The organism is Pandoraea sp. SD6-2 (genome assembly GCF_000389825.1).
GTDB lineage: Bacteria > Pseudomonadota > Gammaproteobacteria > Burkholderiales > Burkholderiaceae > Pandoraea > Pandoraea communis.
In genome coordinates this window covers 11,427-34,056 of the sequence record NZ_KB944446.1, presented here as the reverse complement: position 1 = coordinate 34,056, position 22,630 = coordinate 11,427, and the positions used below count along the sequence as shown (strand labels likewise).

Here is a 22,630-nt window from a genome sequence, read left to right as displayed (position 1 = left end):
GTACTGCGTGCTGCGAGGTTGCTTCACCAAACGACAGGCCCGCCTCATCGTCAATCCATAGTGGCTTATCACGTAATCCACCACGTCTTTCCTCAGCGCGGGCCGGGCCACTTTTTTGAAGCAACATCCTGCAGAATGGCCTTGTCCAGGCTTAGCTCGGCCACTAGCTTCTTGAGCCGTGCGTTCTCGTCTTGCAACTGTTTGAGCTCACGTACCTGGTCTGACTGCATACCCGCGTATTGCTTTTTCCAGCGATAAAACGTCTGCTCCGAAATACCGACGTGACGGATGAGATCGGCCACCGGCATGCCCAACTCGGCCTGCTTCAGTACCGCCACAATCTGCTCGACTGAAAAGCGCTTGCGTTTCATAGCAAACCCCTCCTTTTTCCAAGGGTTAAGTTTGCCGAAAAACTAACGTCCCAGGTGGTCCAGATTTCTCATTGCAGATCATTGACCGGATGCGTCGCTCGATCCGGCGGCTCGAAGAGGCAAAGTTCGATACCTCGCATGATGCGCACATAGGGCGAAGACGGAGAAACGTCATCGACCGAATTCACATGGATAAAAAAACGTGAGCTTCATGCCAGTCCCAGAAGCTTACGAAACATCTCGTTTCCCTTTGGGGTGATGCTGACAAGACGAGACTTCGGCGAGCGCACGATCCAGTTCTGATCGATGTAGAGTCTGAGCATATGCGTCCCTAGCGCGCCGCCCAGATGCGGTTGCCGCTGCGTAAGGTCGGCACATGGCCGAGCGAACACGCGACGTTCTCCCTGCGCAGAAGCCAGATCAATGCCAAGCGCGCCCAACTGCTGCTCGCCGAGCCGGGTAGCGACTAGTTCGGCACCGTTGCGTCGCAACCAACGCGCCCTCGTCATCGACGCGAGTACGCCCACCGCGAGTTCTCCTGCCAGATGGTCGTAGCAGGTTCGGGCATGCATGAATGCTTCGGTCGGCGAGCGCGTTGATCCAAGGCACTGTGGCAGACCTAACTCCGTCCCCGATGCCAGCGCAGCCATGCTCTCGATCATGCATGCCACTTCGGTGTTGGCAATTCGGAAATAGCGATGGCGCCCTTGTGCTTCAACGGCCAGCAAGCCGCCCCCGACCAGTTTCGTCAAATGGGCGCTGGCCGATTGCGCCGATATGCCTGCCTGATAAGCCAACTCGCCCGCCGGGCGAGCCGATCCGTCAATCAATGTCCACACGATTCTCGTGCGTGCTGTGTCAGCGAGGAGTCTGGCGACCCGTGCGATATCAGGCGCGTCGTCCATAGTTCATCGTCCGATGAAACGTTCGCGAGTTTGTTTCGTCGATACTAGCACTACCATCCCTTGCGGAATTGCCCTGTGATTAGGTCGAGCCAGTCTACGGACTGGCTCATTGCCGCACGCGAGAACAACACTTCACACATTTCACTCATGCAGGAAGGAACGCGACATGGAAACCGACAGCATTCAGCATGCTTTGCAAACCTACTTCGACGTGATGTACGAATGTGATCTGAAAAAATTCGATCAGGTATTTCATCCGTCCAGCTCACTTTTCACCATGAAGAATGGCGAGTTCAACCTGCGCCCATTTGCCCAGTACCGTGAAGAGATCGCCGCTCGAACGCCGCCAAAGAGCGTGCAGCAACCGCGCGTGGATGAAATTCTGCAGATCGGGGTGCTGTCATCCGAAATCGCGTTTGCGCAGGTTCGCGTTCGCATCTTCGAGAAGGTCTACGTCGACAACCTTAACCTGCTTAAATTCGACCAGCGCTGGATGATTGTCGCAAAAATTTTTCACCACGCGGAAACGATCAATCCCTAGCGTGCACTTGCGGAGCACCGTCCGCAAAAGTCAGTCGCTGCTACCGGGGTGAGCAAGGAAAACTGGCGGAGGCGGTGGCTTACCATGGTTCGCAGGCAATCCAGGTACGCCATCGGACCTCACGCCCCAAGCCTCACGTTTCTCTAAATATGACACGCACTTTGAACGCATGTGGCGTCCCCGCCAGACTCGGCGGCGCAGAGGGCATCGCGGCCCGTTGCACTGCGGCAATGGCGGCTTCATCGAGTGTTGCAACACGCCCTGGGTGGGTGACGTGTACGTTCGAAACCCTTCCGTCCATATAGACGAACTCGACGTCTATGCTTGCCGCCAGCCCCATTCCCCGTAACGCCGCCGGATAGACGACAGCCGCCTGCACGGCCGCGCGCAACTTGGCAACGAACCGCTCGTCGGGACCGGAACTGGTGGCTACTGGCGGTGCGGGGGGCAAGGCTGGGGGAGCTGCGGACGGCGCTGGTGGGGCGTCCGCACCGCTCACCGTCTCGATCGGTGGCGCTTCGACATTTGCTGTCGCGCGAGGCACCTGCGCCGGCTTGCGGACGTGCGACGTGTCAGGTTTCGGTACGACTTCGCGCTTGAGGGGCGGTAAAGGCAACTTGGCAGGCTCGGCGGGTTTGGGGGCCGGCGTGGGCGTCGCTTCCGGTTCCGGCACGAGCATCGATAGCATCACCGGGGCATCGGTGCTAACCGTTTGCGGGGTCGGCGTGCCACTGGCGAGCCATCCTGTCGTCACCCCCAACAGGATCGCCTCCACCGCTAACGCTACCGCCATGGCCCGCCAGGGCCAGCGCCCGGTGTGCGGCGTCATCGGGGACGTCGCATTGCGCGAGGGGAGGGCGTTGGCCACGTCGATCGTCATCATGATGCCTCTTTCGTCGCAATCCCGATCTGCGTCACACCCGCCGTTCGGCAGGCGTCCATCAAACGGGTCAACTGCTGGACGTTGGCGGTCTTTTCACTGGCGATGGTGACCACCGTATGCTCAGGGTCATGCGCGCGCAGGCTGGCAGTCAGGGCGTCAAGCGTGACCGGTTGGTGATCGGCTTCGACGCTACCGTCCGCATGCAACGCAACGAGCACTTTGGGGTGCGGCAGGTCTTGCGCGGTCGAGCTTCCCGGCAACTTGGCCGACATGCCCACCGACGGCATCATTTTGAGCGTGATCATGATGAAGAACACCAGCAGGAAGAACATGATGTCGATCATCGGCACGACTTCGATGCGGGTTTTTTTCGTTTCGAAATATCGCATCGCAGACTCTCAGGCCGAAGCACGTTCGTGACGCAGCACCACACCCGCCGGCTCCTGGGCCTGCTTCGCAACGTAATGCCGGTTGAGCAGCAGACGCTTGAGCGTATCCATTTGATGGACCGTCTGACGCACGGTGTCTTGCATGCCGTTGAAGAACCACAAATGGCTCATGGCGATCGCCAGACCGCATGCGGTCGCGATCAGGGCTTCTGCCACCCCCGACGTCACGCGCGTGGGATCGCCGCCGGACGCGCCGAGCACGTCGAACGCGTGGAACATGCCGACGATCGTGCCGAACAAGCCCAGCAGCGGCGCAACGGTGATGACCGTATCGAGCACCCACAGGCCGCGATCGATGCCCGGCACTTCCAGGTAGATCGCTTCGTCGATGGCGGCTTCCATATCGCCGTCGTGCGAGCGTTTGAGATTGTGTGCGTACGTGTCGAGCAGATGGCCGTGCGGCAAGCCCGCGGCAGCCGCGCGCAATTCGTCGGCGTCGTGTACGTCGACGACGGGCAGTGCGCTCACAGCCTCGACAATGCGCTGGCCGCGGCGGAACGTCCGGCGCAGGCGCAAACCGCGATCGACGATCACCGTGATGCCGACGAATGCCAGCAGCGCCATGAGATAGAGCGTGCCACCCGAGGACATCGCCAGTTGATTGAATTGAGTCAGATTCATGAAAAATTCCCTTCCGCAGAAATGAACGCCGGCCGCATGATCATGCGGCCGGTGATTGGGGTGCCGATCAGATCTCGGCGCGCAGGTTGACGTAGACGCTGCGGCCAGGCACGAAGTAGTAGAGGAACTGGTTCGCGTCGGTCCCCTTACTGGTATCGGTCGCGGCGGGTCCGAGGTTGTCGGTAATGCGATGCGTGTCAAACAGGTTGTCGATGCCGAACGACACGCGAACCTTCTTGAGTACCGAGCTGAGGTTGGTAAAGTCGCGCGCGATCATCATGCTTGTGACGTTATACGGGCCGACCTTGTAGATCGAGCCGTCAGCCGCCCCGTTGCTGCCTTGATACATCGAGCCGACGAACTTGGTGTTGATGCCCGCGTGCCACGGCCCCTGATCGAAATTGAGCGCGATGGCGGCCGTGTACTGCGGGACAAACGAAATTCGCTGACCCGATTTCCAGATCTGCGAGCCCGTGCCGTCCTGCGTGTACGTGGCGTTGTTAAGCGATCCGTTCGCGTAGAACGAGAAGCCGCTGCCGAGCAACACGTTGCCTTCGGCTTCGACGCCGGTGTAGCGCACGCCGCCGGCGTTGAAGTAGGTGGCGTTCGCCCCCGAACCATTCTTCGTGATGTAGTTGCTGAACTCGATGAGGTAGGCATCCGCATTGAACGTAAAGCGATCCGCCTTGAACACCGTGCCGATCTGGTACGCCATCGACGTTTGCGGATTGACGTTGTTGTTGCCCGCCGGATTGGCGGAGTACAACGTGTTCAGGTTCGGCCCGAGCGCGCCGCGCGAGACCTGTGCATAGCCCGACCACAGCGACGTGAAGCGATAGTTGACGTCCAGGCTTGGCAGCACGCTGTTCCACGACTTGCTAGCCGACGTCCCGGGCAGGTTGTTCTGCAACACGCTGGCCGACAACGAGCGCTCGAAGTGTTGGTAGCGGATGCCCGGTGTGACGGTCAGTGCATCTGTCGCTTTCCATGCGTACTGCGAGAACGCCTGAGCGGTGTTCACCTCATCGACCATGTCGTAGTAGGTGTTGCCGTAGGTGGCGTTCTGTTTGACCGACTGGCCGGTCGTGGCGTCGTACGCGAAGCGATTGCGCGGATTGCGCGTGTGCTCGACCCAGAAGCCGCCCGTGAACGTGCCGTAGGTGCCGGTGTGCGTCGCACTCAGCGTGTCCCCGTACGTTCGGTACTCGTTGAGCTTCAGCGCGCCGGCAATGTCGGAACCCGATTGCCCCGCAGAGAAGGGTTTGGCAGCACTCAATGCGGAGAGTGGCGACGACGTGTTGTCGCCGTTCAGTTCGTGGCTCAGGTTGTAGTAGTAGTACGTGTAGAGCTTGTTGTTCAGGCTCCACCCGCTGTCGAAGTCGTGTTTGACGTCGAGGTAGGCGAACTCGGTGTTCTTGTCCTGATAGTTGTAGCCCCAGTAGTTCGGGCTCTTCGGGTCGCCGTTCAGGCCGTAGTTGTAGCCGTTCTGGGCCACCTGGTTGAGCGTGGCGCCGCCCGGGTTATTGAAGTGAATCTTGTCGTACGCGTAGACCCACGTCACGAGCGTGCTGCTGCCGATCGGCGTTACGCCTTTGAGGAAGATGTTCGTGTTGCGTAAGCCGCTGTTGCTCAACGCGCCGTTCGAGTCGGTGCGCTGGACGTTCAGGAAGATGTTCGAGTCGAGCAGGCCGGGCATGATGCCCGTCGTCACGCCGAGGTTCTCCTGCCACGTTGCGTGCGAGCCGATGGTTTGCGAGTACTCGATCTTGCGCGTCGGGCTGAGCGTGGGCGAGAACAGGTTGACCGAGCCGCCAAAGGTTGCGTAACCGAGTGTTGTGGCGTTGCCCGGGCTGCGATCGATGGTGACACCGCCGATGGTCGCCGCCGGGAAGTACGAGGTCGTATGGTGCGAGAAGTCGTTGGTGTCGCCAAACGGAATGCCGTCGTACGTTACGTTGAACTGCCCGTCCGGAAAACCGCGCAGTGTCTGGTTCTTCGCTTCCGACAGGCCAAGGCCGTTCGGCGACGAGCTGCTGTAGCTCGGCGCGATGCGCAGAATAGTGCCGTAGTCGGCCTGCGGGTTGATCTGATTGGCGATGTAGTCGCTACTGATCTGCGTTTGCGGCGAAGTCGCTTCGAGTGGCGCTTGCGTGAGCGCTTTTGCGGCGGCCTCTGTCGGTGCCTTACGCGACTTGGTGGCCGTGACGTTGACGGGGGCACCGATATCGGAGGCGGAGACATCGCCAATGTCGGTGATTGGCGAGGCGCTCTGGGCATGAGCTGTGCTTGCCAGCACCGCTAGCGCGATGGCGGTGAGCGTCAGGTGTGGCGCGCTAAGGGCGAAGGCAAGACGGACGGGACGAGCAGGATGCGCATGGCGCGGGTTACGCAACGTCTGAAGTTTCATGGCTTGGGTGCGTTCTCTTTGGAAGTTGTGCCGGCCAAAGATGGCCGGCGGCCCTGATACATCGTGTTAAGTCGTGGTGAGTCGTGATAAGTCGGTGTTGGGGCGCGACGGCGCCTCAGTCGGCCGTTGTGCGGAAAACAATGCCGGGCAGCGGGGCGGTGGCTTCGCGGCGCACGGCGTCGAGCGCGCCAGGCTTGAGCGCCAGCGCCTGAAGAAGCGTCGGGGCGACCTGACGCGTCGAGACCGGCGCATCGACCTCCTGTGCTGCAATGTCCGGACGGGAAATCAGCAGCGCGACGTGGCGGTCGTCGTCATGAAAACCGCCGTGCTCGGCGACCTTCGTGCCGTGCGTGTAAATGACGCCGTACGTCGTCTCGATGGCGATATCCGGCATACGGCTGTCCCGACCGATGCGCCCCCAGCCCTCCGGCATGTCATTGCCCGCATACACGTGTTCGATGCCCAGCGCTTTGGCGTTGGCTCGCAGCGCCTTGACGATAGTCTGCGTCGTGCGAGGCTGTTTGAGCCACAGCAAGCCGACGTCGTCGAGCGTGGCTTTGGCCAGGGCACCCGGGGCGCTTTGCGCGACGACGTCGAGCACGCGCTTGCCGTCGATTCGGCGAAGTTGTCCTGGCGTGATCGGCGATTGACCATGCTTCGCGGCAATCACGACAAGCGTGGAGGTCTCGAGATGACGTGCGGCCAGCGCGCTGAGCAGGCGTTGCAGCGAGCCGTCGATCTGGTCAAGTGCCTTGCCGATCGCGTCTCCCGGCATGGCATGCGCATCGCGGTAGCCGTCGCCCGACTTCTGCGCCACGCTCAACTGCTGAAAATTCATGCCGAACAAACGCGGTACGCCCGGCGACCCGCTGCCACCGCTGTCGCGGCCCTCAATCTGATGGAGCAACGCGTCGACCTTCAAGTTGTCGTAGGCCGGGAAGGCGGCGAGTTTCTCGCCGACGGCAGCGATCTCCGGCGTATAGAGATCGTCGACCCCTTGTCCGCTTGGACCGTGCACGAAGTCGTAGGCGAGATGTTTGTCTGCCCAGGCGGTGCGACCACCGGCGGCGCGCACGACTTCGAAGACGGTGTTCGTGCGCATATAGTCATGCGGGTAGACCGGTGCACAGTGGCGAGCCGGGTCGCGCGGCAAACGGGTGGCTTCGATGGCGCCGCCGCCGTCGATGCGTTTCGGATCGTGATCGATCGAATCGTCGTAGACGACTTCGGCGCCGGGGCCGCGAGCCGTCGTGCAGGATTCGCCGGCCGGTACGAGCTTGCGGTCGAAGCTGTCGTCGTAGTACACCCCGGACGTGGCGGGGCTGGCGCCGCTGACGAGCGCCACCATCCCTGGGAACGAATCGGACGGCACGGGTGTCAGTGCGTTTCGGTACGTCACGCCGTGACGGGCGAGGGAGGCGAGTGCAGACCCTGGATGCGACGCTACGTAGCGTGCCAGATCCTGGTCGTGCATGCCGTCAATGCTGATCAGCAGGACGCGCTCAGCCGGCGAGAGGCGGGTGGGGTGGTCGGCATACGCCGCCACCGGAACCAGCATGGCGCAAGCGAGCGCCAAAGTTGGGGTAATGCGAAAAGTCGTCGGCATTGTGGGGATCGTGCTTCGTCGGCGCAGGGGGCTCGGTTGAATGGACCGGCGTACTCGCCGGTGGTCAGCGAGGCGAACTGTAGGGGATGCCCGTGATGCACAGATGAAGCAAAGCTTGCCAACATGAACGCCGGATTCGGCCACCGTATCGCCAAACGTTTTGAAATTGATGGAGAGGCTATCGCTGTGGGGGCCTCCCAGCGAGGCAGGCCGCGTGAGGCAGCACTTGCGGCGCTTTGTGAACCTGTCCGGGTGGAAAGGTTTGCGCCTTTGCCGAGTCACGGATGGCTCGTAGCCTCCTTGCGTTCATGAACCGATCGACCTTCCTGTGTCGATCGCGATGACTGACTCGACCATTCGATCCCCGAAGGAATGAACCAATGCTTTCTGTCTTAACGCGCAATAGACGCGCCTTCGCATCCGCAGCACTGCTTCTTTGTGCGCTGCACGCGGTGCATGTGGGCGCCACGACATCTGTGGCACCTGAGGTAAATGCCACAACCGGGGGCGATGTTGTTAACGCCGGCTATCTGGCCGCGATGGCCCCGGATCTGACCGTGCTTGTCGCGCCGCCCCCCGCGCCCGGCAGCGTCACTCAGGCAGACGATCTGCGTCAGGTGCTGGTGCTGCAACACTCACGCACTGCTGCGCAACTGGCGCTTGCCGACGGCGACACGCACAAGAGCGTGTTCCGCTTTGCAGATGTTGTCGGTGCGGGCTTCCGCGCGGACCGGCTGCCGTTCACGGAGATGTTTTTCAAGCGTCTGGCGAAGGAGGGCGCTGCCCCGCTCAAGGTGGCGAAGGATTACTGGAAACGTCCGCGTCCGTACAACGTCAGCGCCGAGGTGCATCCTGGCATCGTCACTGAAGGCACTTCACCGAGCTACCCGAGCGGACACGCGACGTTCGCCTATCTGACTGCCGTGGTGCTTGCCGAGATCGTCCCGGAGAAGCGCGCGGAAATTTTCTCCCGCGCCGATGCTTACGCGCAGGGCCGAGCGTTGGGCGGCGTGCACTATGTGAGCGATGTCGAGGCCGGCAAGGTGAGCGGCACCGTGATTGCCTCTGCCATGCTTGCCAATCCGTCGTTTCGGGACGATCTCGTCAAGGCGACGCGCGAGACGCGCGAAGCATTGGGACTGCCGCCGTTGCGATAAACAGGTCAGGCGCTCGCGATGCCGGTCGAGTGGGTCTCGCACGCAGGCGCGGGCGAAGCGTCGGATGTTGGGTGGACGGCCGGTGCCGCTGCGAAACGCAACGCGACGCGGCAGCCGGGCTGGGCGTCGTCGATTCGCATGACGGCGCTATGAATGCGGGCCGTTGCCGCGACGACGCTCAGCCCTAATCCGTGGCCGGGCGTTGGCATGCCGCTTACGCCCGCGCCACGATAGAACGGCCGCAGAACGGCGTCGCGCTCGATGCTGGCAATGCCCGGACCGGTGTCACACACCTCCACCATGGCGTGTTGCAGCGTTGCCATGACACGCAAGTGCACGGTGCCACCCGACGGGGTGAATTTCAATGCGTTGTCGAGCAGGTTCTGAATCGCGCCGAAGATCAGATCGCTGTCGCCAAGCACGGGAGCGCTGCGTTGCGTTTGCACGGTCAACGTCACCGCGCGCGCTTCGGCAAGCGGCTCATAGAGATCCACGACATCTTCGACAATGCGGGCGAGGTCGACCAGACGGAAGTTCTCCCGGCGGGCGTGAGCGTCGATTTCAGCGATGCGAAGCAGGGCTGAGAAGCGATCGAGCACGTGGTCGGTCTGCTCAAGGGCACGCTCGACCGCCGCATCGTAATCGCCGACGGAGGTTGCGCCACGGCGCACGCGCTCCAGCCCTGCGCGTAGGCTCGTCATCGGTGTTCGCAGATCGTGAGCAATCCATGCGCACACGTCACGTAGTTCCGATACGAGGCGCTCGATGTCGTCGAGCATCGTGTTGACGAAGCCCACGAGCAGGTCGATGTCGTCGCGACGGCCACTTGTCGGAAGACGGCGCGTAAAGTGACTGGAAATGATGTCCTGACACGACTCCCGCAACTGACGAACGCGCTGGTTTGCCGCGCGATGCAATGCATATCCACACAGGGCGCCGAGCAGAATCGTCGCGAGCAGGCCGCCGGTGGCGACGCGCACCAGCATATGATCAAAGCGGTCGATATCGTCGACGGCCTGCCCGACGATTACCCGGTTGGCGTCGGGCATAGTGGCGATCATTGCGCGGTAGGGGCGTGCCCACGCCTGGCCTTCCTTATCGACGACGGTCTGCGTGTAGCGATAGGCTTTCCAGTCGGGCACATCCTTTGGCAGCACATCGATATTCCCGGCCAGCCGCTGACCGCTGGCGGTGAACAGGCCGTAGGGGCGCACATTGGCGGCGTCGCGACGGCTGCGTTCCGAGATATTGGCCCGTGCGTCGGCCGCCGTGCGACGGATAAGCTGGTTGCTTTCGCGTTGCAGCCGGGCGTCGACGAGATCCGTGAGGTAGCCCATCGTGAGCCAGTAGACCACCGCGAACAGCGAGACGACCGACACGATGAAGATCGCGAAGATGGGGCCTGCGCCCCACAGACTGCGCAAAAAGCTGCGTTCAGTCGTCGGCATGGAGGACGTAGCCGGTACCGCGAACGGTGTCGATCATGGCCGAGCATGCGCCATCGAGTGAAATCTTCTTGCGCAAGCGCGCGATATGGACGTCGATGACGTTGGTCTGCACGTCGTGCTGGTATTTCCATACAGATTCGAACAACAGCGCACGCGTGACGACCTGATTGGCGTTGCGCATCAGATACTCGAGCAGGCGCATCTCGCGAGGCTTCAGTGAGACGGGCACGCCTGCGCGCGTCACGGTGCCGTTGTCTCGATCGAGGTGCAGGTCACCCACACGCAGGCTGGCGCCGGTGTCCGTATCGCTATGCCGACGGAGCAGCACATCGATACGCGCCGTCAGTTCGTCGAAGCTGAAGGGTTTCGTGAGGTAGTCGTCGGCGCCGTTACGCAGGCCGCGCACACGTTCATCGGCGGCGCCCAGTGCGGAGAGCACCAGGACAGGTGTCTTGATACCGACGTTGCGGGCCGTGGCGAGGATCGACATGCCGTCGATTTCAGGCAGTAGACGATCGAGAACGACGCAGTCGTACTGGCCGTGCAGCAGGCGTTGCAATCCCTCTCCGCCGGCACGTGCAAGTTCGACCGTGAATCCGTGCTCTCCAAGCGCGGAAACAAGTTCGTGGGCGACCTTGGCTTCGTCCTCAACGACGAGAATGCGATGGACGGACGAGGCCGAGCGGGCGGTGTAGGGTTTGTCGGCGTTCGTGGCGATTGTGCCCATAGCTCGCGTTCAGATCGAAGGGGAACACATGACTATATGGCATTTGCGTGAACAAACCGTGACGGTGTGAGCGATCGCAGCGATGGCCGCGCTGGCGGCTATTGCGATGCGGAACTCGTGTTGACGATCGTTGCCGAAACGGTACTTCCCTTGGGCTCCCTGGCGAAGTACCGAGCGGCCCGATGAAAGGGGCTGCCCCACCTTCTGCGCGATACTGTGCGCGTCCAAGTCAAAGTTGCTTCTCTATGGGAAAAATACCTATGCCGACAGTGGACAGTCACACGCAGTTATGGACGTTTCAACATATTGCGCAATTAAACGCCTTGCTGCGAGATGGCGTGGTGTACGGGGATTGGAAGAATATCGATCCGGCTTGCGAGGAAGCGTATCGGTACATGTGTCGAGTAATGGGAAATTACGGATTGGATTGTGGGGATGCGCCTCCAATCTGGGCATGGCACTCGTGTTGCGCGGCTGGGAAAGCGCCTGATAGCGCGGTTGCGACGCAGCTTCTCAGTCTCTCGCAGCTTGCTGAAAATAACATCGTATTGCTTTCGCTAGCGTGCCCCGATGACCAGTATTTACTCTCCGATTACCACCAATGGTGTGATTGGGTTTACTTTCCGTCACTGGCGGATGAGAGTAACTGCATTTTGGAAATGACACGGTTGGAAGATGACGAGAAAGCGCATCGAGTTTTTGGCGTTGATCTTACGTCCGTCGAAGATGACCTGGTTCAAGCAACACTGCCTATTGTCCGAAAAGAATGGCTGAGACAAGTTCATCGTGTTGAATTGGGCGGAGAGGGCGTCCAGTTCAGGCGTTTTGCCGATGCAATCGGCACCGATACGCCATCCTGTCGTTCTTCTTTCGCGTGAGGGTGAGCGTGGTGCAAATGGTGCGCCAACAGACTGTCCGACGAGGCCGCCGGCGCGAACGAAATCAGTGAATCCATGCAAAAGCGGCAAGCGCCATCATTACCGTGACGGCGCCGCCGATACGTGTCGCAATCTGCGCAAACGGCATCAATTCCATTCGATTGGCGGCGGTCAGAATCGCGACATCGCCTGTGCCACCCAGGCCGCTATGCGTTGCATTGACGATCGCGGCCTCGATCGGATACATGCCGACCAGTCTGCCGACGACGAAACCCGTCACCACGAGCGTCAGCACCGTTGAAACCGCGGTGACGATATTGACCCAGTGAAATGCCGTGACGATTTCACCCCATGGTGTCATTGCGACGCTGATTGCGAACATGAGTGGATACGTCACCGCGGTCGAGAAGAAACCATACATGAAGCGCGCGCCGCCGCGAACGCGCGGTGACACGACCTGGAACAGTTGCGCAGCGACCACCAGAATCAGCATCACAACCGGCGCGGGCCAGTCGAACAGTTGATGACTGAGCACGCCGAGCAGATACAGCGCAATCGCCGTGGCACCCGCAGCGGCAACAGAACTCACGTCGACCTCGAACGATTGTGGCGCGTTGCGTATTGCTGCGTCGTCGGCACGGTTCGCGACGGTCAGACGGCCGTTGCCCGTCCAATGCGGCTTGCGTGTTCCGAGATAGCTCAACAGGCCTGCGCAACAAATGGCGGCGATATTGCCGAGCATCACGGCGGACAGCGCTTGCGCGAACAGCGGTCCCTGTTCGACACCCATGATCTGCGCATAGCCCGCCGACAACGGCAGTGCGCCTTCACCCACACCGCCGGCCATGATTGGAACCACGACCATGAACAATGCGTGCCGGAGGTCCATGCCAAGTGCGACGCCGACCCCGGTACCGACGCATGCCGCCGCAATGGAGCCTATGGCGACCGGAATGAAGATGCGCGCGAAGCCCCTGATCAGCGTCTCGCGGTCCATGCTGAGTACGCTGCCGACAATGATTGCGGCGATGAACAGATAGAGGAAATTCGACGACTTGGTGAAGTCGGTGACGGCCTTGACGACCGGCGCCGGCATCACCTTATAGTAGACGAGCATCGACGGAATGAACGCCGCGAAGATAGACGTGGCGCCGATGTGGCGAATCCATGGAATGCGCTTTGCGAGCTCGGCGCATGTGAAGCCACCGACTGCAACGAGTGCAATACCGGTCGGCAGATCTGACGGCAGCTTACCGCGCAGGGTCATCGCCGCAAGCACTGCGAGCAGCACGAAGTAGACCGGCGCCGGCAACGATCCGATACGTGTATCGAAGATCGCCCACCAGCGATCCTTCAATGCTGCGGGGCCGGGCGACGAATCCGTTGCCGTTGCTGCCGTTGAATTCGGTCCGGGAGTGCCTTGCTGCGTTATCACTGCTTTCATCGAATTGTCTCCGCTCATAGTTGTAGCCGGTGAGGGCGCTATCGATCGTTATACGAGTAGCAGCAGCGCGGCGCCGTACACGAGTGCGCCTACCACGAAGGTCATTACGGTGAAGCCGAGTACGCGCTGCACGCCAATACCCGCCATCGCGACGACTGGGGCGGCCCAGAACGGCTGCAGCATGTTCGACACCTGCTCGCCCATCGCGACTGCCATCGTGGTCGCCGGCACCGACGCGTGCAGCGCGATTGCGGCCGGCACAACGAATGGTCCCTGGACGGCCCAGTGACCGCCACCGCTCGGAATGAAGAACGTGACGATCAGCGAGCACACATAGCTCCAGAACGGCAACGTGTGCGCATTCGAGATAGCGATGAAGAAATGCGAGATCACGTCCGGCAATCCGGTCGCGTCCATCATCCCCATGATTCCGCCGTACAACGGGTACTGAAGCATCATCGAACCGGTCTGCTTTGCCGCATTCTTGACGGCGTCCGCATAGGCGAGCGGATAGCCATGCAGGACCACGCCGGCGATGAACATCACGAATATCACCGCGTTCACGCCTGAAAATGCCAGATGTTCGACGCGCGCGAGAATCAGAAACGCAATGCCCGCAGCACCAATGAAGGCGCTGCCAAGCCACGAATGTTCGATCCAGCGCGCGAAACTCAGCTTGCCGGCCGGGCGTTTGCGTGGCGGAGCGTCGGGATGCGCCTCCGTGTCGAGCACGACTGCGTCTTCGTCAGACGGTTTGAGCCACGCGAACACGAACGGCATCACGATCAGCATGACGATCGTCGGCACGAGGTTGAAGCTAGTGAACACCGTGTTGCTGAACGGCAGCACCTGTCCGGTCAGCTTCTGCACGACGTTCATCGCGCCACCGGGCGTGGATTGCGCGAGTACGATGGAACTCGAAATGCCGCTTGCCCACACGACCCAGCCGGAAAAACCCGCTGCGACGATCCACGCGAAATCCACTCGCATCCGTTTTGCCACTTCGCGCGCGAGCAACGCGCTGACCACGAGCCCCAGGCCCCAGTTGCAGAACGACGCAATCGCGACGAGTACGAACGTGAGCGTCGCCGCCTGCACAGGCGTGCGCGCGACCGATACCAGCGCCTTGAACATACGCTGCACAAGCGGCGCATGCGCGAATGCATGACCGGTCACGAGGACTAGCGTGATCTGAAAAGCGAAGGTCAGAATATTGAAGAAGCCCTTGTACCACCCGCCGATCAGGTGCGAGGCCGACGCATGCGGCGCGAACGCCACCGATAGCAGGGCGACCACGACGGTGATCAGGATGGCGAGCACGAACGGGTCCGGGATGGTCCGTTCGAAAAGCCGGATGGTCGCTTCTGTGAAGCGAGTCTTGCGTACGGTTAGCGGGGCAGCGGCTACGGGTTTCATCTTGTGTCTCCGAGGAATCTTGTAGGTGACGCGTTCTATGCGCGTTCGGGGGGATTCAGGCTGTGGTGGCCGAATCCGTTCGAGGGGGGAAATCGTATAGCGTCGCGGCGTTGTCGACCAGAATACGGTCGCGAATGGCATCGTCGCCGGTCCATGTGCCGAGCAGATCGAACAGCCGCGCGTCGTCGGGCTTGTGCGATTCGGTCGTGTGCGGCCAGTCGCTGCCCCACACGAGGCGCTCGGGAAGCGTGTCGATCCACGCGCGCACGGTCGGGGTGATGTCTGCGTAGTCGTTGGCGATGCCCGCCACGGAGTCGAGATACGGCCCGGAAAGCTTGACCCAGACACGACCGGAATCGGCCAGATCGCGCACGATGCCGAACGCCGGATGCGACGCACCGTCGGGCATCGGCAGACGCGCCAGATGATCGAACACAATGCTCGAAGGCAGGCGCGCCAGCATCGCCCGATGCTCGACGATCTGTGCGGCGGTCCAGTGCAGTTGCACGTGCCAGCCGAGTTCCGCGACACGTCGCGCGAGCGGCTCGACCATCTCGAAGGTGACGGCGGCGTGGGCGGGTGTGTACAGCGTGAAGCGGATGCCGCGAACGCCGCCGTCGTGGAGCGCGGCGAGTTCCTTATCGGTGACCGCTGGCGTCAGCACCGCGACACCGCGTGTCCGGTCTTGGCCTAGGCGCTGGATCGCGTCGAGCGTGACGCGGTTGTCCGTGCCGTAATTACGCGGCGTCACGACGACTGTGCGTTGGGTGCCGGTTCTGCGTTGCACGTCGAGATAGTCGGTGACGGTCGCGTGCTCGGGGAAGTTCGCCTGATTCGCGCCATCCGCGAGGAAGCGGCGGTCGTAGATGTGCATGTGCGAATCGCACGCACCTGCCGGCGCTCTGTTATGCGGCAGTTGCGCGTTATCGTTGCGCTGTGGCGTGTCCATCGTCGTCTCCGTTCTATGTCGCGCGATACCCATGCGTCACCGAAAGTCCGCTTACAGCACCGCGCGCCTTGCACGCAGCGCGGCGATCCTATCGTCGCTCCAACCGGACTCGCGCAGTACGGCATCCGAATGCTGGCCGAATGCGGGCGCGGCGAGCGGCGTGGGGGCGGTCGTGTCGCCAAAGCGGATCGGCTGGCGGAAACCCCGGTAACGTCCGACACCCGGATACTCATAGGTCGCGACCATGTCTTCGGCCAGCACCTGCGGATCATCGAACATGTCTTCGATGCTGCGCGCAGCGGCACAAGGTACAGCATCGCCGAACAACGCCTCCCATTCGAGCGCGCTGCGCGCGGCGAGTGCCGCATGCAGTTGCGGCACGATTTCGTCGCAGTGCAGCGCACGCTTGCGCACGGAGTCGTAGCGTTCGTTGCTCGCGAGCGCGTCGAGACCGGTTTTCTCGCAGAGTGCTTGCCAGAAATGCGGCGTGTTCGCGGAGATGTAGAGATAGCCTTCGCGGGTTGGGTGAATGCCGGTAATGCCACCTGAGCGCATATCGCGGCCGATGTCCTTCGGTTCGCCTTCGGCCCAGATCATCCGCGCGGATTGCATTGTCAGCGCGCTGCGCAATAGCGACACGCCGACGTACTGTCCCGTGCCTTTGCGCTCGCGCTCGAAAAGCGCCGACGACACGCCTGCGGCGACCATAGCCGCAGCGTAGTAATCGACCACTGAGCCGTACAGGATCTCCGGCGGCCCGCCACGCTTGCCTTGCAGCATGCACATGCCGCTCATGGTTTGCAGCACCTGGTCGTAGCCGGCCTTGTCCTTGTTCGGACCGGTTTCGCCGTAACCGGTGACCGCGCAATAGATCAGGCGCGAATTGACCTCGCGAAGCTGCTCGTAAGTCATGCCGAGGCGCGCAGGCACGCTGGGGCGAAAGTTATGGACGAGCACATCGGCGGTCTTGACGAGTTGCATTAGCACGTCGAGCGCTTCGGGCTGTTTCAGGTCCAGCACGAGACCGCGCTTGCCGCGATTCACGCCGAGAAAGGCGCGGCTCTCGGCTTCGAGCGTGGACGGGTACTTACGCAGGTTGTCGCCGGAGGGCGGCTCGATCTTGATGACTTCGGCACCCTGATCGGCGAGCAGCGTACAGCCGTACGGACCGGCGATGTAGGCGCTCAGGTCCAGCACGCGAATCCCCGCCAGCGGACCTGTTGCGACGGTTTCGGCTGCGTGGGACGAACGTTCCATGATTGGCTCCATCGGTATGGGGTTGGGGGAGGCTCGGCAGCGCAAGGCGTTCAGCGGCTGCCTGGTGGCCTGTTCAGCAGCCCGAGGCGCGCGGCATCGCGAACCAGCACGCGCGCCCGTTCAACGAACGGCGCATCGATCATCTTGCCGTCCACCACATAGGCGCCGACGCCATTCGCATCGGCTTCTTGGGCCGCTTCGACAACGCGCAGCGCATGCGCGATGTCGTCGTCGGAAGGGCGGAAGACTTCGTTCGCGAGCGCGATCTGGCTCGGATGAATGCAGCTCTTGCCGAGAAAACCCATCGACCGCGCGAGTTGCGCCTCGGCACGAAAACCTGCTTCGTCCTTGATATTGGCGAAGGCCGAGTCGTACGCGAACACGCCGGCCTCGCCAGCCGCGATGCGCAGGCCGAACATGGCCTGCTGAATGGCTGACGGTTCACGACGCGCAATGCCGAGCGGCTCGAACAGATCGCCAAGCCCGAGTTGCAAACCCGCGACGCGCGGATGCGCAGCGGCGAGTTCGGCCGCACGGTGAAACGCCTTCGGCGATTCGATGTTGAGCAGCAGCCGGATCGGCGTTGTTACGCCATTGGCGGCTTCGGCGCGTTCGAGCGCGGCCGCGGCAGCGAGCACATCGCTGGCGGATTCCGGTTTTGGCAGATTGATCAGATCGAGACCGCGTTGTGCGACGGCGTTGATATCCGCGCTGAAATGCGGCGTGTCGAGCGCGTTGACGCGGATTATCAGCACCTTTTGCTTGCCGGTGACGAGATTGGAGCCCAGCAGTTCACGCAGCTCTACGCGTGCTTGCGGTTTGCGCTCGGCGACGACCGAATCTTCAAGGTCGAAAGACAGCGCATCGGCGGCGCTCGCGAATGCCTTCGCGAACAACTCGGGGCGCGAGGCCGGCACGAACAGTTTGCTTCTCATGTCTTCGCTTTCGGTTTCTGACTTATCGGAAGCCAGTCTAATTCCGGGGTGAAATTAGATAAACTATCTGTATCTATCTTCAAATGGTAGGGAAACTATCGTTATGGACGTCACCTTTCTGGCCAATCTTTTACTGATCGTCGATAGTGGCTCGATGGCGGAAGCCGCGCGCCGGATCGGAGTGACGCCGGCTGCGGTCGCGCAGCAGGTTCAGGCGCTGGAGCGCGAACTCGGTGTCGAGTTGCTGGTGCGCTCGGGGCGTACGGTGACGCCGACCGAAGCAGGCCATCGGGTGATCGAACGCGCGCGCGGCCTGGTGCGCGAGTTCTCGGAACTGAAGGCTTTTGCGCTGGAAGGCGAAGCGGCGGGCGAATTGCGGATCGGAACGATTACGACCGCACTGCTGAGTCTCGTGCCTGATGTCTTGTCGGGTTTTGCGGCATCGTTCCCACACACAAACGTGCTGATTCGCGCGGGAACATCGATGGAACTCTATGAAGCGCTGCAGCGTGGCGACGTGGACGTCGCTGTCTGCCTGCACCCGGCGTTCGCGTTGCCGAAGGCGTACAACTGGCATCTGCTGCGCGAAGAACCGCTCGTCGTCCTCGCGCCGTCACGTCTCTCCGCGCACGCGCCTCACGACTTGCTGGCGCGCGAGCCGTTCATTCGGTACGACCGCTCGCTTGGCGGTGGCAAGCAGGCGGATCAATACCTGCGCGCGGCGAAGATCGTGCCGCACGAACTGTTCGAACTGAACTCGTTGATGGCGATTGCGATGATGGTCGATCGCGGACTCGGTGTGTCGCTTATGCCGGATATCGTTTCGCCGCTAACGACCCATCTGAATGTCGCAAAGCTCTCGTTGCCGGTGCAGACGGAGCCGCGTCGATTTGGCGTGCTGTGGCATCGGGCGTCGCCGCGCGGGCGTCTGATCGGCGGCTTTCTGGCTTGTGCCGATGCGGTGCTGGAAAGCGAGCGGAAGGGGGCGGGAGGAGTTATATGATGCGGCAACGCAAATGACCGCTTCAGATTTACCGGAGGGCGTGAAATGCCGGAAATTTCTAATTCAAGGTGTTCGGGTATCCGGAGGGGGGGGCGCTTATCCGGAGCCGAAGGGGCGTCTCACTGACATTGGTCAGTAGCCACTACCACGGTAAACAAAGAATTCTGGCGGAGGCGGTGAGATTCGAACTCACGGAAGGGTTACCCCTTCGCTGGTTTTCAAGACCAGTCCATTAAACCACTCTGGCACGCCTCCGGGGCGTTGCGCACGACTGCGTGTCGCGGCATGGGATGCCGTCTGAGGCGACGGCTTGGGATGCGCGCGGTCCGGGAGAATCGGCGTCGGTATTCCGGCGCAGACCAGTACCGCACGGCAGCGGGCATTATACCCGCTCATCTCGTCATGTGAAGCCCTTCTTGCGTCAAAATCGCCTCGCATCCCGCTCAAATCCTAGCGTTTCCCTCATCAACCCCTTGTTTTGTCTGCGTCCGGCATGCATCATGCTTCAAGACGTGCGGTGAACGCCCCCCGCGTTACCGTGCGAGGCCAGACATGACCCGGAGACACCGCATGGATGCCGACACCTCCCGCGATTCCGCCCAAGAGACGTCAAATGACGCCAGCGGCGAACGCGCGACCGATGCCCCGACTGCCAATACCTTCTCCTGGCAGATCCCCACCCTCTACAACATTGGCGTCGATGTCTGCGATAAATGGGCCGATGGCTCCAACCGCCTCGCGCTCATTCACGAAAGCGCAGACGGCTCGCACGTGCGACTCACGTTTGACGTCCTCAAACGACTCTCGAATCAACTCGCCAACGAATGGCGCGCCCACGGCGTCAAGGCAGGCGACCGCGTCGGCATTTTCCTGCCCCAATCGCCCGCCACGCTCGTCGCTCACGTTGCCGCCTACAAACTCGGCGCCATCGCCGTTCCCCTCTTCACACTATTCGGCCCGGAAGCGCTCGCCTATCGCCTGCAAAATTCCGGCGCCGCCGTGCTCGTCACCGACCTCTCCAGCATCGGAAAAATCGACGACATTCGCGCCGAAATCCCAGACCTGCGCCTCGTCTATGTCGTCCACGACGACCTCCCCGAAGCCCATCATCATGTCGCCGACGATCAGGACTGGGGTGTCGCCGAAGACGGCCTGCTCGCGCTCTGGCCCGCCATCGCCTCGCGCGATACGCATTTCGAACCCGTGCGGACCCGCGCCGACGCCCCCGCGCTCATCATCTACACCTCAGGCACCACCGGCAAACCCAAGGGCGCGCTCCATGCGCATCGGGTGCTGCTCGGCCATCTGCCGGGTGTGGAGACGTCGCACAACGGGTTTCCTCAGGAGGGCGATCTGATCTGGACGCCCGCCGACTGGGCCTGGATCGGTGGACTGCTCGACGTGCTGCTGCCAGCCCTGCATCACGGTGTGCCGGTGCTCTCGCGCCGCTTCGAGAAATTCGATCCCGTCGCCGCGTTCGATCTGATGGCGCGCCACGGTGTGCGCAACACTTTCCTCCCGCCGACGGCGCTCAAGATGCTACGCACCGTCCCGTTACCACGTGAGCACTGGCCGCTGCAACTGCGTTCGGTCGCCAGCGGCGGCGAGTCGCTCGGTCCCGAACTGCTGACATGGGGGCGCGAGCATCTCGGCGTCGACATCAACGAGTTCTACGGGCAGACAGAGTGCAACATGGTCGTCTCGTCATGCGCCGCAGCGTTTCCCGCGCTGCCCGGCGCCATCGGACGCGCCGTGCGCGGTCACGATGTCACCATCGTCGATGACGACGGCAACCCGCTTCCCGTGGGCTCAGTCGGCAACATCGCCATCGCCCGGCCCAACCCGGTCATGTTCCTCGGCTACTGGCACAACCCCGACGCCACGATGGAGAAGTATCGCGGCGACTACCTGCTCACGGGGGACTCGGGATTTGTGGACGAGCAGGGCTACATCACGTTCACCGGCCGCTCGGATGACGTCATCACCAGCGCCGGTTATCGCATTGGTCCCGGCCCCATCGAGGACTGCCTGATCCGGCATCCGTCAGTGCAGTTCGCCGCCGTGATCGGAGAGCCAGACGAGCTTCGTACCGAAATCGTGAAGGCGTTTGTGGTGCTTCGCGAAGGGTATGCGCCGTCCGACGAACTGGCCAAGGAGATTCAGGACTTCGTGAAGACCCGTCTCGCGGCGCATGAATATCCACGCAAAGTCGTCTTCCTGCCGGAGTTGCCGATGACGGTCACCGGCAAGATCATCCGTAAGGCGTTGCGTGAGATGGGCTCCGCACTAGGGTGATCCCAACGTGCTGCGGCTCAAGTCAGCGAGTCTGGAGAGGGAGGTGCGCCGCGCGACGGCGCATTTCTCTTGGGCACGCGTCGCCGCCGGGGGAGGGGCGAGTGCTGCGTCGGACAGTTACTTCCCATCGCGCTCCAGGAACATTGCCTGAAGGTCGTTAAGGAATCGCTGACCCAGTTCGGTTGGGGCAATGCGTTGCGGATCGTCAACGAGCAATCCTTTGTCGACACCCGCCGCCAGCGCCTTGGCAATCTTCGCCATCGGCAAGCCGGTGCGGTCCGCAAAAAGCTCGCTCTTCACGCCATCGGTCAGCCGCAACGCGTTGAGCATGAACTCGAACGGCAACTCGCGCACGTCGACCTCGCGCTCATCCTGAACGGCATTGCCCGCCGCCGCCGCTTCCATGAACCGTTGCGGATGCTTATGCCTGATCTGCCGCAACACCCGGTGCGGGAACGAAATCTTGCTGTGCGCGCCCGCACCGATGCCGAGATAGTCGCCGAATTCCCAGTAGTTCACGTTGTGCTTCGCGCGACGATGCGGCTGGGCATACGCCGACACCTCGTAATGCCCGTAACCCGCCGCTGCCGTGCGCTCGGCAATCCAATCCTGCATGTCCGCCGCCGTATCGTCGTCGGGCACCGTGGGCGGATATTTGTGGAACTGTGTGTTCGGCTCGAGCGTGAGGTGATACAGCGACAGGTGCGGGGGCGCGAACGACAACGCCGTCTCCACATCCTGCTGGCATTGCGCCAACGTTTGGTTCGGCAACGCAAACATGAGATCGAGGTTGAAGTTCTCGAAGTTCGCCTGCGCGATCTCGATGGCATGACGGGCCTCGTCGCCGTCGTGAATGCGTCCGAGCGCCTTCAGATGCTCGCTGTTGAAGCTCTGAATGCCGATGGACAATCGATTGATGCCACTCGAACGGAAGCTGCGGAACTTGTCGGCTTCGAAGGTGCCGGGGTTCGCCTCCATGGTGATTTCGGCGTCGGCGTCGAGCGGCAGCAGCGCGCGCAGATCCGACAGCAGACGGTCCAGCCCCGCAGCCGACAACAGGCTCGGCGTGCCGCCACCAATGAAGACCGTGTGCACCGGACGCCCCCACACCAGCGGCAATGCCTGTTCCAGATCCTGACGCAGCGCGTTGAGATAGGCTTGTTCCGGGAATGCCTGTGCACCGCCGTCGCCACGCCACTCGTGCGAGTTGAAGTCGCAATACGGACACTTACGTACACACCACGGAAAGTGCACGTACAGCGACATCGGCGGCAACGCCGGCAAGCTGATCTTGCCGGGCCGCAGGAAGTTCTGCACGGGCAGCACGGACTCATTCAT

Annotated in this window: 19 protein-coding genes, 1 tRNA gene and 1 pseudogene; 5 read left to right on the top strand and 16 right to left on the bottom strand. The window is 61.9% G+C overall.

Annotated elements, in window-relative coordinates; genetic code table 11:
* Both C266_RS14265 and C266_RS14260 read right to left on the bottom strand, forming a co-directional pair.
* A pseudogene (locus tag C266_RS14265) lies at nucleotides 1-371 on the bottom strand (transposase); the annotation flags it as partial.
* Between the two features lie 209 nt (nucleotides 372-580).
* Nucleotides 581-1,276 carry a helix-turn-helix transcriptional regulator gene (locus C266_RS14260; RefSeq protein ID WP_036663061.1) on the bottom strand — a complete coding sequence of 232 codons (696 nt, stop codon included), beginning with the start codon at nucleotides 1,274-1,276 and terminating at the stop codon, nucleotides 581-583.
* Nucleotides 1,277-1,442: 166 nt separating this feature from the next.
* Here C266_RS14260 and C266_RS14255 point away from each other — a divergent pair, with 166 nt between their 5' ends.
* On the top strand, nucleotides 1,443-1,817 hold the full coding sequence (locus C266_RS14255; RefSeq protein WP_010804315.1) for a nuclear transport factor 2 family protein: 375 nt from the start codon (nucleotides 1,443-1,445) through the stop codon (nucleotides 1,815-1,817).
* Between the two features lie 133 nt (nucleotides 1,818-1,950).
* On the opposite strand, the gene C266_RS26255 is transcribed toward C266_RS14255, so the two are convergent.
* The 5 genes from C266_RS26255 to C266_RS14230 form a co-directional block, all read right to left on the bottom strand.
* On the bottom strand, nucleotides 1,951-2,700 hold the full coding sequence (locus C266_RS26255) for a TonB family protein (RefSeq protein WP_010804314.1): 750 nt from the start codon (nucleotides 2,698-2,700) through the stop codon (nucleotides 1,951-1,953).
* Nucleotides 2,697-3,089 carry a biopolymer transporter ExbD gene (locus C266_RS14245; protein WP_010804313.1) on the bottom strand — a complete coding sequence of 131 codons (393 nt, stop codon included), beginning with the start codon at nucleotides 3,087-3,089 and terminating at the stop codon, nucleotides 2,697-2,699. Before C266_RS14245 ends, C266_RS26255 begins: the two co-directional genes overlap by 4 nt.
* Nucleotides 3,090-3,098: 9 nt before the next feature.
* Complete coding sequence (locus tag C266_RS14240) at nucleotides 3,099-3,770, bottom strand: MotA/TolQ/ExbB proton channel family protein (protein WP_010804312.1); 672 nt, start codon at nucleotides 3,768-3,770, stop codon at nucleotides 3,099-3,101.
* Between the two features lie 67 nt (nucleotides 3,771-3,837).
* Nucleotides 3,838-6,177, bottom strand: a complete 2,340-nt coding sequence (locus tag C266_RS14235) for a TonB-dependent receptor (protein WP_010804311.1) — start codon at nucleotides 6,175-6,177, stop codon at nucleotides 3,838-3,840.
* 115 nt (nucleotides 6,178-6,292) lie between these two features.
* A complete protein-coding gene (locus C266_RS14230; protein WP_081636292.1) occupies nucleotides 6,293-7,783 on the bottom strand; it encodes an alkaline phosphatase family protein in 1,491 nt (496 codons plus the stop codon).
* 380 nt (nucleotides 7,784-8,163) lie between these two features.
* On the opposite strand from C266_RS14230, the gene C266_RS14225 reads away from it, so the two are divergent.
* Nucleotides 8,164-8,940, top strand: coding sequence for a phosphatase PAP2 family protein (locus C266_RS14225; RefSeq protein WP_010804309.1), 777 nt, complete (start codon nucleotides 8,164-8,166; stop codon nucleotides 8,938-8,940).
* 5 nt (nucleotides 8,941-8,945) lie between these two features.
* On the opposite strand, the gene C266_RS14220 is transcribed toward C266_RS14225, so the two are convergent.
* Together C266_RS14220 and C266_RS14215 are read right to left on the bottom strand one after the other, a co-directional pair.
* On the bottom strand, nucleotides 8,946-10,388 hold the full coding sequence (locus tag C266_RS14220; protein WP_010804308.1) for a HAMP domain-containing sensor histidine kinase: 1,443 nt from the start codon (nucleotides 10,386-10,388) through the stop codon (nucleotides 8,946-8,948).
* Nucleotides 10,375-11,115, bottom strand: a complete 741-nt coding sequence (locus C266_RS14215) for a response regulator transcription factor (protein ID WP_010804307.1) — start codon at nucleotides 11,113-11,115, stop codon at nucleotides 10,375-10,377. Before C266_RS14215 ends, C266_RS14220 begins: the two co-directional genes overlap by 14 nt.
* 260 nt (nucleotides 11,116-11,375) lie before the next feature.
* Here C266_RS14215 and C266_RS26900 point away from each other — a divergent pair, with 260 nt between their 5' ends.
* Nucleotides 11,376-11,993 carry a DUF3841 domain-containing protein gene (locus C266_RS26900; protein ID WP_168162923.1) on the top strand — a complete coding sequence of 206 codons (618 nt, stop codon included), beginning with the start codon at nucleotides 11,376-11,378 and terminating at the stop codon, nucleotides 11,991-11,993.
* 64 nt (nucleotides 11,994-12,057) lie between these two features.
* On the opposite strand, the gene C266_RS14210 is transcribed toward C266_RS26900, so the two are convergent.
* From C266_RS14210 to C266_RS14190, 5 genes are read right to left on the bottom strand one after another with little or no spacing between them, the layout of a single operon-like run.
* The gene (locus tag C266_RS14210) at nucleotides 12,058-13,437 is read right to left on the bottom strand and encodes a 2-hydroxycarboxylate transporter family protein (protein ID WP_010804306.1); all 1,380 of its coding nucleotides are present in this window, start codon (nucleotides 13,435-13,437) and stop codon (nucleotides 12,058-12,060) included.
* Nucleotides 13,438-13,485: 48 nt separating this feature from the next.
* A complete protein-coding gene (locus C266_RS14205; protein WP_010804305.1) occupies nucleotides 13,486-14,853 on the bottom strand; it encodes a short-chain fatty acid transporter in 1,368 nt (455 codons plus the stop codon).
* Between the two features lie 55 nt (nucleotides 14,854-14,908).
* Complete coding sequence (locus tag C266_RS14200) at nucleotides 14,909-15,802, bottom strand: amidohydrolase (RefSeq protein WP_010804304.1); 894 nt, start codon at nucleotides 15,800-15,802, stop codon at nucleotides 14,909-14,911.
* Nucleotides 15,803-15,853: 51 nt separating this feature from the next.
* Complete coding sequence (locus tag C266_RS14195; protein WP_010804303.1) at nucleotides 15,854-17,059, bottom strand: CaiB/BaiF CoA-transferase family protein; 1,206 nt, start codon at nucleotides 17,057-17,059, stop codon at nucleotides 15,854-15,856.
* Between the two features lie 50 nt (nucleotides 17,060-17,109).
* Nucleotides 17,110-17,994 carry a CoA ester lyase gene (locus tag C266_RS14190; protein ID WP_010804302.1) on the bottom strand — a complete coding sequence of 295 codons (885 nt, stop codon included), beginning with the start codon at nucleotides 17,992-17,994 and terminating at the stop codon, nucleotides 17,110-17,112.
* Between the two features lie 103 nt (nucleotides 17,995-18,097).
* Between C266_RS14190 and C266_RS14185 the strand changes: the two genes are divergently transcribed.
* Nucleotides 18,098-18,997, top strand: coding sequence for a LysR family transcriptional regulator (locus tag C266_RS14185; RefSeq protein ID WP_010804301.1), 900 nt, complete (start codon nucleotides 18,098-18,100; stop codon nucleotides 18,995-18,997).
* A 165-nt stretch (nucleotides 18,998-19,162) separates the two neighbouring features.
* Here the strand turns inward: C266_RS14185 and C266_RS14180 are convergent.
* Nucleotides 19,163-19,252 (bottom strand) — tRNA-Ser (locus C266_RS14180).
* A 315-nt stretch (nucleotides 19,253-19,567) separates the two neighbouring features.
* Here C266_RS14180 and C266_RS14175 point away from each other — a divergent pair.
* Nucleotides 19,568-21,292, top strand: a complete 1,725-nt coding sequence (locus tag C266_RS14175) for an acyl-CoA synthetase (RefSeq protein WP_010804300.1) — start codon at nucleotides 19,568-19,570, stop codon at nucleotides 21,290-21,292.
* 117 nt (nucleotides 21,293-21,409) lie between these two features.
* Here the strand turns inward: C266_RS14175 and hemW are convergent, their stop codons facing one another.
* Complete coding sequence (gene hemW / locus C266_RS14170) at nucleotides 21,410-22,630, bottom strand: radical SAM family heme chaperone HemW (protein ID WP_010804299.1); 1,221 nt, start codon at nucleotides 22,628-22,630, stop codon at nucleotides 21,410-21,412.

What these genes read in the sequence shown, in the direction of transcription:
- C266_RS14185 (WP_010804301.1), top strand. Translation starts at nt 18,098, where the DNA reads ATGGACGTCACCTTTCTGGCCAATCTTTTACTGATCGTCGATAGTGGC.
- C266_RS14205 (WP_010804305.1), bottom strand. Translation starts at nt 14,853, where the DNA reads ATGAAACCCGTAGCCGCTGCCCCGCTAACCGTACGCAAGACTCGCTTC.
- C266_RS14225 (WP_010804309.1), top strand. Translation starts at nt 8,164, where the DNA reads ATGCTTTCTGTCTTAACGCGCAATAGACGCGCCTTCGCATCCGCAGCA.
- C266_RS14175 (WP_010804300.1), top strand. Translation starts at nt 19,568, where the DNA reads ATGGATGCCGACACCTCCCGCGATTCCGCCCAAGAGACGTCAAATGAC.
- C266_RS14230 (WP_081636292.1), bottom strand. Translation starts at nt 7,783, where the DNA reads ATGCCGACGACTTTTCGCATTACCCCAACTTTGGCGCTCGCTTGCGCC.
- C266_RS14195 (WP_010804303.1), bottom strand. Translation starts at nt 17,059, where the DNA reads ATGGAACGTTCGTCCCACGCAGCCGAAACCGTCGCAACAGGTCCGCTG.
- C266_RS26255 (WP_010804314.1), bottom strand. Translation starts at nt 2,700, where the DNA reads ATGATGACGATCGACGTGGCCAACGCCCTCCCCTCGCGCAATGCGACG.
- hemW (WP_010804299.1), bottom strand. Translation starts at nt 22,630, where the DNA reads ATGAATGAGTCCGTGCTGCCCGTGCAGAACTTCCTGCGGCCCGGCAAG.
- C266_RS14240 (WP_010804312.1), bottom strand. Translation starts at nt 3,770, where the DNA reads ATGAATCTGACTCAATTCAATCAACTGGCGATGTCCTCGGGTGGCACG.
- C266_RS14260 (WP_036663061.1), bottom strand. Translation starts at nt 1,276, where the DNA reads ATGGACGACGCGCCTGATATCGCACGGGTCGCCAGACTCCTCGCTGAC.
- C266_RS14255 (WP_010804315.1), top strand. Translation starts at nt 1,443, where the DNA reads ATGGAAACCGACAGCATTCAGCATGCTTTGCAAACCTACTTCGACGTG.
- C266_RS14210 (WP_010804306.1), bottom strand. Translation starts at nt 13,437, where the DNA reads ATGAAAGCAGTGATAACGCAGCAAGGCACTCCCGGACCGAATTCAACG.
- C266_RS14190 (WP_010804302.1), bottom strand. Translation starts at nt 17,994, where the DNA reads ATGAGAAGCAAACTGTTCGTGCCGGCCTCGCGCCCCGAGTTGTTCGCG.
- C266_RS14200 (WP_010804304.1), bottom strand. Translation starts at nt 15,802, where the DNA reads ATGGACACGCCACAGCGCAACGATAACGCGCAACTGCCGCATAACAGA.
- C266_RS14235 (WP_010804311.1), bottom strand. Translation starts at nt 6,177, where the DNA reads ATGAAACTTCAGACGTTGCGTAACCCGCGCCATGCGCATCCTGCTCGT.
- C266_RS14220 (WP_010804308.1), bottom strand. Translation starts at nt 10,388, where the DNA reads ATGCCGACGACTGAACGCAGCTTTTTGCGCAGTCTGTGGGGCGCAGGC.
- C266_RS14215 (WP_010804307.1), bottom strand. Translation starts at nt 11,115, where the DNA reads ATGGGCACAATCGCCACGAACGCCGACAAACCCTACACCGCCCGCTCG.
- C266_RS14245 (WP_010804313.1), bottom strand. Translation starts at nt 3,089, where the DNA reads ATGCGATATTTCGAAACGAAAAAAACCCGCATCGAAGTCGTGCCGATG.
- C266_RS26900 (WP_168162923.1), top strand. Translation starts at nt 11,376, where the DNA reads ATGCCGACAGTGGACAGTCACACGCAGTTATGGACGTTTCAACATATT.